We start from the raw sequence: 15,991 nt of genomic DNA, 5'->3' as shown, positions 1-15,991 counted from the left end.
ATGACGCAGCAGGCAAACTCCACGCGCGGCGGTCCACTCTCGGGCGTGCGCGTGCTCGACATGACCTCCGTGATCATGGGGCCGTACGCGACCCAGATCCTGGCCGAGCTGGGCGCGGAGGTCATCAAGCTGGAGAGCCCGGACGGGGACAACATGCGCCACGTCGGGCCGATGAACAACCCGGGCATGGGGCACATCTTCCTGCACACCAACGCGGGCAAGCGCAGCATCGTGCTCGACCTGAAGCACGAGCGCGGACGTGAAGCCGCGCTGAGGCTCGCCGAGCGCTGCGACGTGCTCATCAGCAACGTGCGCCCCAGGGCGATGGCGCGCCTCGGGCTGGACTACGAAGCACTGAGGGAGCGTCATCCGCAACTCATCCACGTGAGCTGCTGCGGCTTCGACCAGGACGGACCCGACGCGGCGCGGCCGGCCTACGACGACCTGATCCAGGGCGCCACGGGGCTGCCCTGGCTCATGCAGCAGTACGGCGCGCCGGAGCCGACCTACGTGCCGACGACGATCTCCGACCGGGTCACGGGCCTGCATGCCGTCTATGCCGTGACCGCTGCGCTCTATGCGCGCAGCCGGACGGGCGAGGGGCAGGCCGTGGTCGTGCCGATGTTCGAGGCGATGTCGCAGTTCATCCTGGGCGATCACATGGCCGGATCGACCTTCGACCCGCCGCTTGGAACGCCGGGCTACGCGCGCCTGTTGACGCCGCACCGCAAGCCCTATGCGACCGAGGACGGATGGCTCTGTGTGCTGATCTACAACGACAAGCACTGGCGCAGCTTCTTCGCCGCCATCGGCGAATCGGATGGCCTCGGCGCGGACCCGCGATTCGCCACGCACGGCGCGCGCGCCGCGCATATCGATGCGGTCTACGCCGAGGTCGCGCGCATCATGCGCACGCGCTCGACCGCGGCATGGCGCGCGCTGCTCGATGCGGCCGACGTGCCGAACATGCCGATGAACAGCCCGGCCGACCTGCTCTCGAATCCGCAGCTTCGCACCACCGGCTTCCTGCGCGACGCCGTGCATCCGACCGAAGGGCCGATGCACGTGATGGCGCATCCGACGCGATGGTCCCGCACGCCGCCTGAGCGCGAATCCGCGCCCGCGCCTCGTCTGGGGGAGCACACCGTGGCGCTGCTGCGCGAGGCCGGCTATTCGCAGGCCGCTGTCGACGAACTCCTGGCAAGCGGCGCGTGCGCCGCTGGGCCCTCCGAAGCGACGCTTGACCCATGAAACCGAAATACCTGATTCGCAGCGAAGACGTTCCCGCCTACCAGCCGGCCAACCATCATCACACGAGCAATCGTCGGCTCATCGGCGCCGACACCGTGGGCGCGCAGCAGATGGAAGTGCTGCTGGGCACGCTGCACAAGGGCGGCGGCGCATTGCCGCATGCGCATCCCGGCATCGAGCAGGCCTGCCATCTGCTGGAAGGCAGCGCGCATGTCGAGGTGGCGGGCGAAGCCTTCGAGATGGTGCCTGGCGACACCTGCTTCTTTCCGGCTGATGCGATGCATCGCTTCGAGGTGACGAGCGACACGCCGGTCAAGCTGCTGGTGATCTACAGCCCGCCCTACGGCGAGTCGCCGGACAAGGTGCGCCGCCCGACGCAGGATTGAATCAGGAGACGAACATGAACTTCAGCCTCACGCCGGAGCAGGCGCAGATCCGCGACGCGATCGAAAGGGTTTGCGCACCCTTCGATGCCGACTACTGGCTGCGCAAGGACCGCGAGGGCGGCTTTCCGGACGACTTCCACCATGCGCTCGCGGAATCCGGCTGGCTCGGCATCGCGATGCCGGAGGAACATGGCGGCGCGGGGCTGGGCATCAGCGAGGTGGCGTTGATGATGCACACCATCGCCGCCACGGGTGCGGGCCTCTCGGGCGCGTCCGCGGTGCACATGAACATCTTCGGCCTCCATCCGGTGGTCGTCTTCGGCACTCATGAACAGAAGCGGCGCTGGCTGCCGCCGCTGATCCAGGGCCGGGATCGCGCCTGCTTCGGCGTGACCGAGCCGAACACCGGGCTCAACACGCTGAAGCTGAAGACGCGCGCGGTGCGCGAGGGCGATCACTACGTGGTGCATGGGCAGAAGGTCTGGATCAGCACGGCGCAGGTCGCGAACAAGATCCTGCTGCTCGCGCGCACCACGCCGGTCGGGGACTGCAAGGGCACCGAAGGCCTGAGCCTGTTCTACACCGAGCTCGACCGCTCGACGGTCGAGGTGCGCGAGATCGAAAAGCTCGGCCGCAAGTGCGTCGATTCCAACCAGGTCTTCATCGACGGCCTTCGCATCCCGATCGAGGACCGCGTGGGCGAGGAGGGCAAGGGCTTCGGCTACATCCTGCACGGGCTGAACCCGGAGCGCATCCTGATCGCATCCGAAGCGATCGGCCTGGGCCGCGCCGCGTTGAAGCGCGCCGCCGGCTATGCCAACGAGCGCGAGGTCTTCGGCCGGCCGATCGGCATGAACCAGGCGATCCAGCATCCGCTGGCGAAGTCATGGATGGAGCTCGAAGCGGCCCACCTGATGGTGCAGAAGGCCGCATGGCTCTACGACCAGCACCTGCCTTGCGGCGCGGAGGCCAACAGCGCGAAGTTCCTGGCGGCGGAAGCCTGCTATGCGGCCTGCGAGAACGCGATCTTCACGCACGGCGGCATGGGCTACGCGAAGGAATACCACGTCGAGCGCTACCTGCGCGAAGCCTGGATTCCGCGCCTCGCGCCGGTGAGCCCGCAGCTCATCCTCTGCTTCATCGCCGAGAAGGTGCTGGGGCTGCCGAAATCCTATTGAGCCTTGGCGCGGGGCTTAGCTCGATGGCGGCGCGCATGAAGCTCTGGGCGCGGCTGCGCTCGGGCGGTACGCCCAGGTCGAGCAGCTCGGCTGCGTTTCTCAGGCCGAAGCGCGGTTTCGGCGGCGGACACCTTGCGCACCGACAGGCTGAAGCCGATATTGTCGACCGACCGACCGAGGTGAGGTCGCGGCCATCGTGATCAGCGCGATGGAAGACATCGGACCAGTATATGGAGCGGTTGTGACACCCGGTTGCAAAGAGGGGTCAGTGTTTTCCTGATCGGGCGTTGGTGAGAAACTTCGATAAAGTGACCATCGCCTGTTCAGGCTTCACCTCTATAAGGAACACTCATGAGCAAGAAAGTCGCATACGTCACCGGAGGCATGGGAGGCATCGGAACAGCCATTTGCCAGCGCCTTCACAAGGACGGATTCACCGTCATCGCAGGATGTGGTCCGACCCGGGATTACGCCAAGTGGCTGGCGGAACAGAAAGCCCTCGGCTTCGAGTTCCACGCATCGGTGGGCAATGTCGGGGACTGGCAGTCCACGGTCGAAGCCTTCACCAAGGCCAAGGCCGAGCACGGCACCGTCGACGTGCTGGTCAACAACGCGGGCATCACGCGCGATCGCATGTTCGTGAAGATGACGCCCGAGGACTGGAGCGCGGTGATCGAAACCAACCTCAACAGCATGTTCAACGTGACCAAGCAGGTCGTCGGCGACATGGTGGAAAAGGGCTGGGGCCGGGTCATCAACATCAGCTCGGTCAATGGCGCGAAGGGCCAGGCCGGCCAGACCAACTACTCGGCCGCCAAGGCCGGCATGCACGGCTTCACGATGGCGCTGGCGCAGGAACTCGCCGGCAAGGGCGTGACGGTCAACACCGTGAGCCCGGGCTACATCGGCACCGACATGGTGAAAGCCATCCGCCAGGAAGTGCTCGACAAGATCGTCGGCACCATCCCGGTCAAGCGCCTGGGCGAACCGGGCGAGATTGCCTCGATCATCGCCTGGCTGGCATCCGAGGACGGCGGCTATTCCACCGGCGCGGACTTCCCCGTGAACGGCGGATTGCACATGCACTGAGGAGGCCCGCAGCCTCGATGAAGCGAAGACCCGCCCTGGCGGGTCTTTTTTGTGCGCCCAGCATGGGCGCGATCTTCGGGGTGGAAGTCCCCGGCCGAGCTGACCACAGTGAGGCAAGCGAAGCGCAACTGCGTGAGGGCGACCGAGCGTGGAAAGGAAGCGTGGAGCGTAAACCGTGAGTCGAGGTACACGAACCTCATCTGAGGCGCTGCCGAGCAGGGCGAGCAGGCAAAAGGCTGCGAAGCTCTTGTGGTCAAGGCGAGGTGGCGTAAATGGGGCGACTGTGCGGTGAAGGATCGCGTTCTTACCTGGGGAGATCTCGCCTTATGCCTGAAAGGGCGACGGGCTTGTCCGGAGCGAGAAGTCAGCAGCGGTCGTAGTAGTCGGGGCGACCTGACGAAGGGCCAAACGAGAAGGACAGTGACGAGACATGTCGCTCGGAAGTGAATCGCATCAGAAGCCCGCTGGTTCAGCGGGGCGCGTAGGCCGCGCACAGGGTGAAGCCCGGTGTGAGCCCGCACGTGATGAATCGCGACCGGCGCGGGATGAACAAACGCACTGGGGGCCAGAGGACCTGCTTGGGCAGGCGCTGGCGAAGCGCAACATGGCGGCGGCGTGGAAACGCGTCAAAGCCAACAAGGGAAGCGCCGGCGTCGATGGGCGCACGGTAGAGCAGACCGAGGGGTACCTCAAGCGCCACTGGCCTGACATCCGGCAAAGTCTTCTGCTTGGAACGTACCGGCCCAGTCCGGTGCGCCGCGTGCAGATTCCGAAACTGGGCGGTGAGTACAGGGAGTTGGGTATCCCTACGGTTGTTGATCGACTGATCCAGCAGGCCCTGCTGCAAGTGTTGCAACCGGTGATCGACCCTACATTCAGCGAGCACAGCTTCGGGTTCCGGCCCGGGCGCAGCGCGCACGGGGCCGTATTGCTGGCGCACAGCTATGTCCAGCAGGGATGCACGGTAGTGGTGGACGTGGACCTAGAGAAATTCTTCGACCGCGTGAACCACGACATCCTGATGGAGCGACTGGCCCGACGCATCGCCGACAAGGCGGTGCTGTGGCTGATCCGCAAATATCTTCAGGCCGGGATCATGGACGGCGGGCTTCAACTGGAGCGCCACGAGGGCACGCCGCAAGGCGGGCCTCTGTCGCCTCTGCTGGCCAACGTGATGCTCGACGAAGTGGACCGCGAACTCGAACGCAGGGGGCACAACTTCGTGCGCTATGCCGACGACTGCAATGTCTACGTCAAGAGCATCGCGGCGGGTAAGCGGGTGCTGGCAGGACTGCGGCGCTGCTACGCGAAACTGCGCCTGTCGGTCAACGAGGCCAAGACGGCAGTGGCGCTGGTTTGGAAACGCAAGTTTCTGGGCTACTGCTTCTGGCTCTCGAAGACCACAGGCAAAGTCCATAGGGATGTGGCGGCGGCAGCGCTACAGCGCTACCGTCAGCGGGTGAGGCAACTCACCCGGCGGCAGACCGGCCGCAGCTTTGATCAGATCGCCAAGGACTTGCAGGCATTCATGCCCGGCTGGAAGGCCTACTTCCGGTTGACGCAGACGCCCAGCACGTTCCGCGAACTGGACAGTTGGCTGCGCCATCGGCTCAGAGCGATCCAGTTGAAGTTCTGGTGCCGTGGAACGACCGTATTCCGGGAACTTCGCGCCTTGGGCGCTTCTGTCGATCTGGCCGCGCAAGTGGCTGCCCACGCCCGTCGCTGGTGGTATTGCAGCGCCAACCTCGTCAATCGGGTGCTGACCAACGCGTACTTCGACAACTTCGGCATTCCCCGGCTATGCTGACCTCAACTTCTCGAACCGCCCGGTGCGGACCCGCATGCCGGGTGGTGTGGGAGGGGTCCGGTCTTCGTGACCGGCCCCTATCCCGATTGTTGGGAGGAACCAGGAGCCAGAATATGGGCCAGGCGTGCGGCAGTCGCGCCGATCCATAACAACCAGAGCAAGGAGTTCCTCCATGACCCCAGACGCACCGGCGCGCAAGAAGCCTGCGATCTATCAATCCCTCTACGCCCAGGTGATCACCGCGGTGATCATCGGCGTGCTTCTCGGCCATTTCTTCCCCGCGGTCGGCGAATCCATGAAGCCGCTGGGCGACGCCTTCATCAAGCTGATCAAGATGCTGATCGCACCGATCATCTTCTGCACCGTGGTGGTCGGCATCGCGGGCATGGAGGACATGAAGAAGGTCGGCAAGACCGGCGGGCTCGCGCTCTTGTATTTCGAGGTCGTGAGCAGCATCGCGCTGGTGGTGGGGCTGGTGCTGGTCAACCTGCTCAAGCCGGGCGCGGGCATGAACGTCGATCCGGCCTCGCTCGATACGCGCAGCATCGCGGCCTACACCGGGCCGGGCAAGATGCAGGGCACGGTCGACTTCCTGATGAACATCATCCCGAACACCGTGGTCGACGCCTTCGCCAAGGGCGAGATCCTGCAGGTGCTGCTGATCGCAGTGCTGTTCGGCTTCGCGCTGCACAAGTTCGGCGGCCGCGGCACGCTGGTGTTCGACGTGATCGAGAAGGGCTCGCACGTGCTCTTCGTGATCATCAACTACATCATGAAGCTCGCGCCCATCGGCGCCTTCGGCGCGATGGCCTTCACCATCGGCAAGTACGGCGTGGGCTCGCTGTTCCAGCTCGGCAAGCTGATGGGCACCTTCTATCTGACCTGCCTGCTGTTCATCTTCGTGGTGCTCGGGTCGATCGCGCGCTTCCACGGCTTCAGCATCTGGAAGTTCATCAAGTACATCAAGGAAGAGCTGTTGATCGTGCTCGGCACCTCCTCGTCCGAATCGGTGCTGCCGCGCATGATGGAGAAGATGGAGAACCTCGGCGCCCGCAAGACGGTGGTGGGGCTGGTGATCCCGACCGGCTACTCCTTCAATCTCGACGGCACCTCGATCTATTTGACGATGGCGGCTGTTTTCATCGCGCAGGCGACCAACACGCCGATGACGCTGATGCAGGAGATCACCTTGCTGGCGGTGCTGCTGCTGACCTCGAAGGGCGCGGCGGGCGTGACGGGCAGCGGTTTCATCGTTCTTGCGGCGACGCTGTCGGCGGTCGGGCATGTACCGGTCGCGGGGCTGGCGCTGATCCTGGGCATCGACCGCTTCATGTCCGAAGCGCGTGCGCTGACCAACCTGATCGGCAACGGCGTGGCGACGATCGTGGTTGCCAAGTGGACCGACGAGCTCGATGAGGAGCGGCTGCAGGCGGGGCTGAACAACGAGACCTGGATCGAGGCGCAGGAGCCCGAAGAGCTCGTCACTGCCCGCGAAGGAAAAATGGCCACCTGAAACCGGGGCAAAAGCATCGCTCTTGCAGAATGCAAAGGCGATGCCCCACAGCGTTTCACTGATCAACACCCTTGCCGCCGGCTTCGGGCTGGCGCTGTTGCTCGGCTTCCTGGCGGCGCGGCTCAAGTTGCCGGCGCTGGTGGGCTATCTGCTTGCCGGGGTCATCATCGGGCCGTTCACGCCGGGGTTCGTGGCCGATGCCGGCATCGCCGCGCAACTCGCCGAGATCGGCGTGATGCTGCTGATGTTCGGCGTCGGGCTGCATTTCTCGCTCGACGATCTGCTGGCGGTGCGCCGGATCGCGGTGCCCGGCGCGCTGGTGCAGATCGCGGTGGCGACGATGCTCGGCGGCGCGCTCGCAAGCTTTTGGGGCTGGGACCTCGGCGCCGCGCTGGTCTTCGGCCTGTCGCTCTCGGTCGCGAGCACGGTGGTGCTGCTGCGCGCGCTGGAGAACCTCGGCATCCTCGATTCCTTCACCGGGCGCATCGCGGTTGGCTGGCTGGTGGTGGAGGACCTCGCGATGGTCCTCGTGCTGGTGCTGATGCCGCCGCTCGCGACCGCGCTGGCCGGTGCCGATCCGGGGCCGCGGACCGGGCCGATCTGGCAGACGCTGGGCCTGACGCTGCTGCAGGTCGGCGGCTTCGTCGCGCTCATGCTGGTCGTGGGGCGGCGCCTGTTTCCCTGGGTGCTGTGGCAGGTGGCGCGCACCGGATCGCGCGAGCTCTTCACGCTCTGCGTGGTCGCGGCGGCGGTGGGCATCGCGTTCTCGGCCGCAGCGCTCTTCGGGGTGTCGTTCGCGCTGGGCGCCTTCTTCGCGGGCATGGTGATGCGCGAGTCCGAGTTCAGCCATCGCGCCGCCCGGGAATCGCTGCCGCTGCGCGATGCCTTCGCGGTGCTGTTCTTCGTCTCGGTGGGCATGCTGTTCAACCCGGCGGTGCTGGTCGAACGGCCGCTGCAGGTGCTGGCGGTGGTGCTGGTGATCGTGGTGGGCAAGTCGGTGGCCGCGTGTGCGCTGGTGCTGCTGCTGCGCTACCCGCTCGGCACTGCGCTCACGGTCAGCGCCAGCCTCGCGCAGATCGGCGAGTTCTCGTTCATCCTGGCCTCGCTGGGCGGCAGGCTCGGTCTGCTGCCGGCCGAGGGGCAGAGCCTGCTGCTGGCCGCAGGGCTGATCTCCATCGCGACCAACCCGCTGTGGTTCAGCCTGATCGCGCAGATCCAGAAATGGCTGCACGCCCATTCCTCGCTCGCGCGCGGCCTCGAAGCGCGCGACGATCCGCTGGCCGAGCTACCGGTGAGCACCGCTGCGAAGTACCTGTCGAAGCAGGTGGTGCTGGTCGGCTACGGGCGCGTCGGCCGGCGCATCGCGGCGGCGCTGTCGGCCCATGACATTCCCTTCGTCGTCGCCGAGCAGAACCGCGAGCTGGTCGAAAAGCTGCGGGCGCAGGGCATGGCGGCGGTGTGGGGCGACGCGGCCGATCCGGGCGTGCTGATCCAGGCGCACATCGCACGCGCCCGGGTGCTGGTGGTGGCCACGGCGGATGCGATCAACGTGCGGCAGATGATCGAGGCGGCGCGCACCCTCAACCCGGCGATCGAGACCGTCATCCGCAGCCACAACGAGGACGAGGCCCGCCTGCTCGCGCACGAGCTGTCAGCCACCGTGTTTCTCGGCGAGCACGAACTCGCCCAGGCCATGGCCCGCGCGGTGCTGAAGTAGAGCGCTCCCTGGAATCTACAAGTCCTCGATCACGAGCGTGCGGTAGCGCTGCGCGATCGAGTAGGGGACGGTGCGCACGAGCTCCATGAGCCTGTTGGCGGTCGCCTCGTCCCGGGTCCGCACGAGCAGCGCGGTATGGCCCTCGCGCGCGAGCTTGGTATAGGCCCGCACGGTGGCTGCATCGGTGCCGGCGGAAGGCAGCGGGTTGGCGTCATCGCGCACCGTAGGCGTGATCTGCTCGATGATCACATGCGGCGGGATCAGGTAGACCTCGTCGCCGCTGAAGCCGTGGTCGATGAGCTGGTGGCCCACACGGCTGGCATCCGCGGCGTCCGGAAACATCACCATCGAATGGCCGGTGGGATAGAAGGCTCCCCCGACGACGGCCGTCATGTGGGGGTCGAGGTTGAAATGCTTCATGTCTCCTCCTGATCGTGGATGGACATGAATCAGCTTAGGCGCGGCGCCCGCCGGGCGTTGTAGGGAAAGCTTGGTGACCGCGCCTGAAGGCCGATTCCGGCTCGATTCTGGGCTCTGGTGCATCCAGGGACTTGTCAAAAGTAAATCTTTTGGTCACATTTGTGACTAATCGTGAAATTGTACTTAGGCGTTAATAGGCGAGTTGACTAGCATCGGACGACCTACGAAGACCCGTGCCTAACCCTATGTCGCAATTGCGAAATATCGCGCTGACCGTTCAAGAACTCGAAGAGGGCGAGTTCTATTGGGTCTTGCTGGAAGCCACTGACGACGAGATGGACGACGACGCGCTGCCTTACCTGCCCATCGAGGCCGCGACCGATCCGTACGTCAGTTATTCCAACGCCCTGGTCGCCGGTGTCGCCGCGATCCGGAAACTGTTCGGCAAGGACGGCCCGCGAAGCTGAGCGGAACGCCGTCGATTCCTGAGGAAAGCATGCGAAAACTTGGAGGAGTGGCGATCGGCGCCGGCATTGGGATCCTGGTGGTGGTGGGCTGGTTCTTCCGGCCCACGACGTCGGCCGAATGGGCCGGCTGGGTGCAGACGATCGGCGTCCTGGCGGCCATCTTCTGGTCCGTGCGGCTGCAGTCGACGGCCTCGCGCCAGAGCCTGCGGCAAGCCGGCCAGGTCGCCGCCATGTTCGCGAGCCACATGCACTGGGTGTTCCGCGAGCTCAACGACGCCTGCATCAAGCGCAGTTGGGCCGACTACAGCGTCCATCGCCGCATCCTCCAGGAGGTGCTGATGCGGGGACGCGAGGTGACGCTGCAACTGCTGGACGGCCGTTCGCTCGCCATGGTGAGCAGCCTGCGCACCATCGCGGTCGAGGCGCTGGAGAAGACCGAAGGCCACACCGAATCGGGCAACTGGATGCAGTTGCAGCTGTACTTCGACCGCCGCCTGCCGAGCATCGCGGCCTGGTTGTCGGCGACCGGCAATCCGCCGGAGAGCAGCGGGCCGACCGACTACGCGGGGCTCAGGACCTCGTTCGGGCCGCTGGGCGATCTCTAGTCTAGGCTGGCTTAGAGCGGTGCGGGGAAGCTCGGATCCCTCGCCCAGATGTTCAGTGTCCGGCCGTCCAAGGGTCGATGATCGGGACGCCCGCCGCCTGAAAGGTGCTGGCGTCGCGCGTGGCGACCGCGAAGCTGTGGGCGGTGGCGATGGCGGCGATGTAGCCGTCCGGCGTGGGAAAGCCCTTGCCCGCATTTCGGGCCGCGACGGCAAGGTCGGCATAGTGACGGGCGGCCTCCGTATCGAAAGGGAGGATCCTGCCGTCGAACAGGCCGAGAAGCCCGTCGAGCGTCATGACGAGCTTCTGCTTGCGCCGTCCGTCCGGCAACGCGCCGATACCGAACAGCAGTTCCGCGACGGTGACGCTGGAAAGATAGAGGGTTTCGGCGACCTGCTCATCCAACCAGTCGCGCACGGCGGGGGCCGGCTCCGGCTTCATCGCCTCGGAGACGACATTCGTATCCAGAACGATCATTCGAAGCTCATGGGCGTGGCGGGCGTCCGGTCGCGGCTCTGTTCCAGCGCCTCGAAATCGGCATTGGTCAACCCGGCGTCGCGGCTCAACGCCGACAGGGCGGAGCCGAGACGGAGGCGACTGGCGGGACGAACCGCCGTTTCCAGAATGTCGCGCATTTCGGCCTCGGTGCTGCGACCATGATGCGCCGCGCGCACCTTGAGGGCGCGGTGCGCTTCTTCCGACAGGTTGCGGATGGTAACGGCGGGCATCTGATAGCGTCTCTCGAAATATGATGGCAATGATATCAATATAGTCGAAACGATATCGCACTGCCGGAACCGTGCGGAATCAAGTGGTCAGAGGCTTCCCCGCTGAGAAGCTCGATCGCAAGGCCGCGTAGAGCCCCTGGAAGCGGGCATGGCGCGTTGCGGTCATGCCCGCATGCGCGAGGTCCGGTTCGAAACGCTGCCGCACCGACGGCTGCCGGCAGACCGCCGCTTCCGATCCCCCATCCGCCAGCCAGGCAAGCCGCGCCGCACCCAGCGCACCGCCGGCTTCGCTGCCTTCGCACACCGCGAGCGGCACCTGGAGGATGTCGGCGAGCAGTTGCGCCCACCAGGCGCTGCGCGCGCCGCCGCCCACGAGCAGCAGGTCGCCGGCGGGCTTCTGGAGCGTGTCCAGCCCGTCGCGAAGCCCGAAGCCCACGCCTTCGGCGACCGCATAGGCGATCTCCGCCGGCCCATGCGCATGTGTGAGGCCGAACAGCACGCCCTCCGCATTCGCGTCGTTGTGCGGCGAGCGTTCGCCGGACAGGTATGGAAGAAAGAAGGGCGCCCGCCGCCGACCGTCCGCGCCGACAGTCGCCGCCGCCGCGAGCAGCGCGGCTTCGTTGCCCAGCCCGAAGCTGCGCGCGGCCCAGGTCACCGCGCTCGATGCCGAGAGCATCACCGACATCTGGTGCCACCGGCCCGGCAGCGCATGGCAGAACGCATGCACCGCGCGCGCCGGATCGGGCGCGAAGCGGTCGCCGCACACGAAGATCACGCCCGAGGTGCCGAGCGACACGAAGCCCTGTCCGGCCGACACGAGGCCCATGCCGACCGCGCTGGCCGCGTTGTCGCCGCCGCCCCCGGCGATCGGGATGTCGGCGGCGAGGCCCCAACGCGCCGCGAGTTCGGACTTGAGCCTGCCCGCGGCCGCACTGCCTTCGACGAGTTCCGGCATGTGTCTGCGGCCGAGCCCGCACGCGGCGAGGATCTCGTCCGACCAGTCGCGCGCCGCCACGTCGAGCCACAGCGTGCCCGAGGCATCGGACATGTCGCTCGCGCGCGTACCGCTGAGCATGAAGCGCAGCCAGTCCTTGGGCAGCAGCACCGAGGCCGTTCGCGCGAAAAGTTCGGGCTCGTGCTTGCGCATCCAAAGCAGCTTCGGCGCGGTGAAGCCCGGCATCGCGAGGTTGCCCGTGATGTCGGCGAGACGCGGCACGAGCGCCGCGAGCTCATCGCATTGCGCGGCGCTGCGGCCGTCGTTCCAGAGGATCGCGGGACGCAGCACCTGTCCGGTTGCATCGAGCGCAACCGCGCCGTGCATCTGGCCGGAAAGCCCGATCGCGCGTACTGCCGACAGCGCATCCGCATTGCCTCGGCGCAATGCCGCCATCGCGGCCTCCAGCGCTTCCCACCACTGCGAGGGCAGCTGCTGCGACCACAGCGGCTGCGGCCGGCTCACGGTCAGCGGCGCACGTGCCAGCGCGACGATGCGGTGGTCGTCGGCCAGCAGCAGCGCCTTCAGCTCCGAGGTGCCCAGATCGATCCCGAGGTACATGGGGCGGGTCATGGGACGCCGAAGCGGCTGTCGCTTTGCCGTCTGAACTCGGTCGGCGTCATGCCCTTGATTTCGAGGAAGCGCCGGTTGAAGTTGGCGACGTTGTTGAAGCCGACCTGGTAGCAGATGTCGGTCACGTAATGGTCGGTCTGCATCAGCAGGTGGCAGGCGCTGTTGATGCGCACACGGTTCACGAAGTCGGTGAAGCTGTTGCCGGTGGAGCGCTTGAAGAAGCGGCTGAAGCGGCTTTCGCTCATGCCCAGCTGGGTGGCGATGTCGGACATCACGATCGGCTCCGCGAGATTCGAGGTGATGCGGTTGACGATCACGTTGATCTGGTCGACCTCGGCATCGCCCTCGACACCCTGCATCTGCACGTTCGAGAGCAAGCGGTAGTCGGTGCACTTCACCAGCTCGGCCAGATATTCGAGGAAGCGCGCGAGGCGCTGCAGCCCATGCGTGGCCTTGACCGCTTCCCAGTGCTCGAGCGCGCGGTCCGCGATGCCGAAGAACTCGATGCCGTGGCGCGAGCGTTCCAGCAGTTGCAGCACCTCGCGCAGCTCGGGGATGCCCGAGGCCGCGCTCTCGATCGGCTCGTGCAGGAACTGGATCACGCGATCGCGCTCGGCCACGCCGCCTTCGGGCGCATCGAGCGAGAGCCAGTTGTGCGGCAGGCGCGGCCCGCACAGCACCAGGTGGCCGGGCTGGAAGGGGCCGATCCAGTCGCCGACGAAGGCGCGGCCCGAGGTCTCGGTGATGAGGTGCAGTTCATACTCCTCATGGAAGTGCCAGCGCACGAGCGGGCTTGGAAAGCCGTGCGCGAGGCACCGCACGAGGCCGGATTCCTCCGGCGCTTCGTAGCCGAGCGAAGGCGAGCGCGTGATCTCGCGCTCCAGCTCGGGCTCGCGATGGCGGGGAAGATGACGTTGGCGCGCCGCTGTCATATCAGCTCATGACGTTACCACCGTCGACGTTGAGTGTCTGCGCGGTGATGTAGCGGGCCTCGTCACTCGCGAGGAATACGGCGGCGCCCGCGATGTCGTCGGGGGCACCCATGCGGCCGAGAGGGACTTCGAGGCCGACCCGGCGCTTCTTCTCGCCCGGCGGGAGGTTCTGGAATTTCGCGAAGAGCGAATCGACATGGTTCCACATCGGCGTGTCGACCACGCCCGGCGAGATCGCGTTCACGCGGATGCCGTGCGGCGCCATCGCGAGCGCGGCGCTCTGCGTGTAGCTGATCACCGCTGCCTTGGTCGCGCAGTAGTGCGACACCAGCGCCTCGCCGCGCCGGCCGGCCTGCGAGGCCATGTTGATGACCGAGCCCCCTTTCACGCCCTCGTCGATCATGTGCTGCAGCACCCGCTGCATCACGAAGAACATGCCCCGGACATTGACCGCGAACAGGCGGTCGAACGAGGCCTCGTCGCTTTGCAGCAGCGGCGCCATGTCGAAGATCGCGGCGTTGTTGACCAGCGTGTGGATCGTGCCGTGCGCCGCGCGCGCCGCATAGAGCATGCCGCCGACCGACGGCGCCTGCGTCACGTCGGTCTCGACGTAGGCGAGCGCCTGCGGATATTTGCGGCGCAGCTGCTCCACGCCTTCGGAAGGCCTCGCCGCGAGGTCCGACAGCGTGCAGCGCGCGCCCTCGGCGAGGCAGGCCGCGGCGATCGCGAGCCCGATGCCGCCGCCCGCACCGGTGATCAGCACATGGCGCTCTGCGAGACGGCCGCTCATTGGGTAACCTCGACGCAGCAGCGCTGCGGTATTCGCCTTGGGGCGGCCCGGCGGCTCACTGGACTACCCTCGCGCAGCAGCGCTTCGGGATTCGCCTTCGGAACGGCCGGGCGGCTCATGGCGTGCGCCCCTGGATGAAGTCCCGCACCCGCGCGTCGGCCTTGCGCAGCGCTTCGACCAGCCGCGCATCGCCGGCCGTATCGCTCCACAGGGTGCGGCTGGCGGCCAGCGCCGCGACCGGGTCGGGCGCATCGCAGATCGCGTGTGCCGCCGCCTCGTCCATGCCCTGGTCCTGGTAGACGTACGGCAGCCCACCCCGGTGCCAGCGTTGCAGGAAGGCGAGGAACAGCGCCGGCAGCATCGCGACGCTGTCGATGCGCTCGCCGCGCGCGAGCCGCTCGCGCACCGTCGGCGCGATGAAGCCCGGGATCTTCGAGAAACCGTCCATCGCCACCCGCTGGTTGGTGTCGCGGATCGCGGGGTTGCCGAAGCGTTCGAGCACCACGTCGCGGTACGCCGGCAGGTCGACGGGGCTCGGGCGCTCCGGCGAATGCAGGCAGGGGATCACGTCGTCCGTCACGTAGTCGAAGGCCATGCGGCGGATCTCCGCGTCGCGCGTGCCTTCGTGGATGTACTGGAAGCCCGCGAGCGTGCCGGCCCAGGCGATGCAACTGTGGCTGGCGTTGAGGATGCGGATCTTCGCTTCCTCGTAGGGCGCGACCGACTCGACCAGCTGAACGCCGACACGGCCCCAGTCCGGCCGTCCGTTCGCGAAGTCGTCCTCGATCACCCACTGGATGAAGCTCTCGCCTGTCACCGGCGCGGCGTCGTCCCGGCCGGTGGCTTGCAGCACGCGCTGCCGCAGCTCGGGCGGCGGCCGCGGCGTGATGCGGTCGACCATCGCGTTGGGACAGGTCGTCTGCGTGCACACCCATTCGAGCAGCTGCTTGTCGCCCGCCTTCTCGATGAAGGCGAGCAGGCCCTTGCGGAAGCGTTCGCCGTTGTGACGCAGGTTGTCGCAGTTCAGCAGCGTCACCGCACCGGCATCGGCCGAACGGCGCGCGCGCAGGATCGCGCAGACCGCACCGTAGATCGTGGTGCCGGCTTCGCCGCGCCGCGCGCGATCGAGATCGGCCGCAAGGTCGGCGGCGGCGAAGTCAAGCCGGTCCGCCGGATCGAGGTAGTAGCCGGCCTCGGTCACGGTGAACGAGATCACGCGCGTGCGCGGATCGGCGCCGCGCGCGATCACCGCGGCAAGCGTCGGATCGTAGGGCAGCACTTCGCGGATCGATTCGATGCGCTGGTAGCGGTACGCGCCGGCAGGCGAGACGGTCTCCAGGATGTAGGCGCCGCCTTGCCTGACGAGCGCGGCTTCGACATCGGCCATGTCGGGCCGCAGGTTCGCGCCCGCGAGCGACCAGCGCGTGTCGCCCGCATCGATGAGCGCCTGCAGGTACACGGCCTGGTGTGCTCGATGAAAGGAGCCGAGTCCGAGGTGCAGCACCACGGATTCGGAGGGAGCAGGGTGGGCCATTGCAGCGAC

16 protein-coding genes are annotated in these 15,991 nt (G+C 66.7%); 9 read left to right on the top strand and 7 right to left on the bottom strand.

From position 1 onward, the window contains the following. From VAR608DRAFT_RS31070 to ybaL, 7 genes are all read left to right on the top strand, one after another. The gene (locus tag VAR608DRAFT_RS31070; RefSeq protein ID WP_088957573.1) at positions 1-1,251 is read left to right on the top strand and encodes a CaiB/BaiF CoA transferase family protein; all 1,251 of its coding nucleotides are present in this window, start codon (positions 1-3) and stop codon (positions 1,249-1,251) included. Beyond that, positions 1,248-1,637 carry a cupin domain-containing protein gene (locus VAR608DRAFT_RS31065; RefSeq protein WP_088957572.1) on the top strand — a complete coding sequence of 130 codons (390 nt, stop codon included), beginning with the start codon at positions 1,248-1,250 and terminating at the stop codon, positions 1,635-1,637. Before VAR608DRAFT_RS31070 ends, VAR608DRAFT_RS31065 begins: the two co-directional genes overlap by 4 nt. 14 nt (positions 1,638-1,651) lie before the next feature. Continuing rightward, on the top strand, positions 1,652-2,815 hold the full coding sequence (locus tag VAR608DRAFT_RS31060) for an acyl-CoA dehydrogenase family protein (protein ID WP_088957571.1): 1,164 nt from the start codon (positions 1,652-1,654) through the stop codon (positions 2,813-2,815). A 351-nt stretch (positions 2,816-3,166) separates the two neighbouring features. After that, a complete protein-coding gene (phbB, locus tag VAR608DRAFT_RS31055) occupies positions 3,167-3,904 on the top strand; it encodes an acetoacetyl-CoA reductase (protein ID WP_088957570.1) in 738 nt (245 codons plus the stop codon). Between the two features lie 430 nt (positions 3,905-4,334). Beyond that, positions 4,335-5,711, top strand: coding sequence for a group II intron reverse transcriptase/maturase (gene ltrA / locus VAR608DRAFT_RS31045; RefSeq protein ID WP_088955248.1), 1,377 nt, complete (start codon positions 4,335-4,337; stop codon positions 5,709-5,711). Between the two features lie 172 nt (positions 5,712-5,883). Then, positions 5,884-7,224 (top strand): dicarboxylate/amino acid:cation symporter, encoded by a 1,341-nt coding sequence (locus VAR608DRAFT_RS31035; RefSeq protein WP_088957568.1) that lies wholly within the window; start codon positions 5,884-5,886, stop codon positions 7,222-7,224. 40 nt (positions 7,225-7,264) lie between these two features. Continuing rightward, on the top strand, positions 7,265-8,941 hold the full coding sequence (gene ybaL, locus VAR608DRAFT_RS31030; RefSeq protein ID WP_088957567.1) for a YbaL family putative K(+) efflux transporter: 1,677 nt from the start codon (positions 7,265-7,267) through the stop codon (positions 8,939-8,941). A gap of 15 nt (positions 8,942-8,956) precedes the next feature. Here ybaL and VAR608DRAFT_RS31025 read toward each other — a convergent pair whose 3' ends face one another. Further along, positions 8,957-9,361, bottom strand: a complete 405-nt coding sequence (locus tag VAR608DRAFT_RS31025; RefSeq protein WP_088957566.1) for a hypothetical protein — start codon at positions 9,359-9,361, stop codon at positions 8,957-8,959. A gap of 245 nt (positions 9,362-9,606) precedes the next feature. On the opposite strand from VAR608DRAFT_RS31025, the gene VAR608DRAFT_RS31020 reads away from it, so the two are divergent. Then, on the top strand, positions 9,607-9,828 hold the full coding sequence (locus VAR608DRAFT_RS31020; protein WP_088957565.1) for a hypothetical protein: 222 nt from the start codon (positions 9,607-9,609) through the stop codon (positions 9,826-9,828). Positions 9,829-9,857: 29 nt separating this feature from the next. After that, positions 9,858-10,433: a hypothetical protein gene (locus tag VAR608DRAFT_RS31015; RefSeq protein WP_157731169.1), complete on the top strand. Its 576-nt coding sequence runs from the start codon at positions 9,858-9,860 to the stop codon at positions 10,431-10,433. A 52-nt stretch (positions 10,434-10,485) separates the two neighbouring features. Here VAR608DRAFT_RS31015 and VAR608DRAFT_RS31010 read toward each other — a convergent pair whose 3' ends face one another. The 6 genes from VAR608DRAFT_RS31010 to dalD all read right to left on the bottom strand — a co-directional run bounded on the left by VAR608DRAFT_RS31010 (position 10,486) and on the right by dalD (position 15,982). Continuing rightward, positions 10,486-10,908, bottom strand: coding sequence for a type II toxin-antitoxin system VapC family toxin (locus tag VAR608DRAFT_RS31010; RefSeq protein WP_088957563.1), 423 nt, complete (start codon positions 10,906-10,908; stop codon positions 10,486-10,488). Beyond that, on the bottom strand, positions 10,905-11,159 hold the full coding sequence (locus tag VAR608DRAFT_RS31005; RefSeq protein WP_088957562.1) for a FitA-like ribbon-helix-helix domain-containing protein: 255 nt from the start codon (positions 11,157-11,159) through the stop codon (positions 10,905-10,907). The genes VAR608DRAFT_RS31010 and VAR608DRAFT_RS31005 overlap by 4 nt, the downstream gene beginning before the upstream one ends. Positions 11,160-11,238: 79 nt before the next feature. Then, a complete protein-coding gene (gene xylB / locus VAR608DRAFT_RS31000) occupies positions 11,239-12,714 on the bottom strand; it encodes a xylulokinase (protein ID WP_088957561.1) in 1,476 nt (491 codons plus the stop codon). Between the two features lie 8 nt (positions 12,715-12,722). After that, positions 12,723-13,658, bottom strand: coding sequence for an AraC family transcriptional regulator (locus VAR608DRAFT_RS30995; protein WP_088957560.1), 936 nt, complete (start codon positions 13,656-13,658; stop codon positions 12,723-12,725). A gap of 1 nt (position 13,659) precedes the next feature. Further along, a complete protein-coding gene (locus VAR608DRAFT_RS30990) occupies positions 13,660-14,448 on the bottom strand; it encodes an L-iditol 2-dehydrogenase (RefSeq protein WP_088957559.1) in 789 nt (262 codons plus the stop codon). Positions 14,449-14,563: 115 nt separating this feature from the next. Continuing rightward, positions 14,564-15,982 carry a D-arabinitol 4-dehydrogenase gene (dalD, locus tag VAR608DRAFT_RS30985; protein WP_172843924.1) on the bottom strand — a complete coding sequence of 473 codons (1,419 nt, stop codon included), beginning with the start codon at positions 15,980-15,982 and terminating at the stop codon, positions 14,564-14,566. Positions 15,983-15,991 lie beyond the last annotated feature (9 nt).

It is taken from the genome of Variovorax sp. HW608, from assembly GCF_900090195.1.
In the GTDB taxonomy this organism is placed as follows: Bacteria; Pseudomonadota; Gammaproteobacteria; order Burkholderiales; family Burkholderiaceae_C; genus Variovorax.
Note: the sequence above shows the minus strand (reverse complement) of the source record. Positions and strands in the feature narration are given on the sequence as shown.

Bases quoted from the DNA above. Each gene is read 5' to 3' on its own strand.
- VAR608DRAFT_RS31070 (WP_088957573.1), top strand. From the start codon at position 1: ATGACGCAGCAGGCAAACTCCACGCGCGGCGGTCCACTCTCGGGCGTG.
- VAR608DRAFT_RS31065 (WP_088957572.1), top strand. From the start codon at position 1,248: ATGAAACCGAAATACCTGATTCGCAGCGAAGACGTTCCCGCCTACCAG.
- VAR608DRAFT_RS31060 (WP_088957571.1), top strand. From the start codon at position 1,652: ATGAACTTCAGCCTCACGCCGGAGCAGGCGCAGATCCGCGACGCGATC.
- phbB (WP_088957570.1), top strand. From the start codon at position 3,167: ATGAGCAAGAAAGTCGCATACGTCACCGGAGGCATGGGAGGCATCGGA.
- ltrA (WP_088955248.1), top strand. From the start codon at position 4,335: ATGTCGCTCGGAAGTGAATCGCATCAGAAGCCCGCTGGTTCAGCGGGG.
- VAR608DRAFT_RS31035 (WP_088957568.1), top strand. From the start codon at position 5,884: ATGACCCCAGACGCACCGGCGCGCAAGAAGCCTGCGATCTATCAATCC.
- ybaL (WP_088957567.1), top strand. From the start codon at position 7,265: ATGCCCCACAGCGTTTCACTGATCAACACCCTTGCCGCCGGCTTCGGG.
- VAR608DRAFT_RS31025 (WP_088957566.1), bottom strand. From the start codon at position 9,361: ATGAAGCATTTCAACCTCGACCCCCACATGACGGCCGTCGTCGGGGGA.
- VAR608DRAFT_RS31020 (WP_088957565.1), top strand. From the start codon at position 9,607: ATGTCGCAATTGCGAAATATCGCGCTGACCGTTCAAGAACTCGAAGAG.
- VAR608DRAFT_RS31015 (WP_157731169.1), top strand. From the start codon at position 9,858: ATGCGAAAACTTGGAGGAGTGGCGATCGGCGCCGGCATTGGGATCCTG.
- VAR608DRAFT_RS31010 (WP_088957563.1), bottom strand. From the start codon at position 10,908: ATGATCGTTCTGGATACGAATGTCGTCTCCGAGGCGATGAAGCCGGAG.
- VAR608DRAFT_RS31005 (WP_088957562.1), bottom strand. From the start codon at position 11,159: ATGCCCGCCGTTACCATCCGCAACCTGTCGGAAGAAGCGCACCGCGCC.
- xylB (WP_088957561.1), bottom strand. From the start codon at position 12,714: ATGTACCTCGGGATCGATCTGGGCACCTCGGAGCTGAAGGCGCTGCTG.
- VAR608DRAFT_RS30995 (WP_088957560.1), bottom strand. From the start codon at position 13,658: ATGACAGCGGCGCGCCAACGTCATCTTCCCCGCCATCGCGAGCCCGAG.
- VAR608DRAFT_RS30990 (WP_088957559.1), bottom strand. From the start codon at position 14,448: ATGAGCGGCCGTCTCGCAGAGCGCCATGTGCTGATCACCGGTGCGGGC.
- dalD (WP_172843924.1), bottom strand. From the start codon at position 15,982: ATGGCCCACCCTGCTCCCTCCGAATCCGTGGTGCTGCACCTCGGACTC.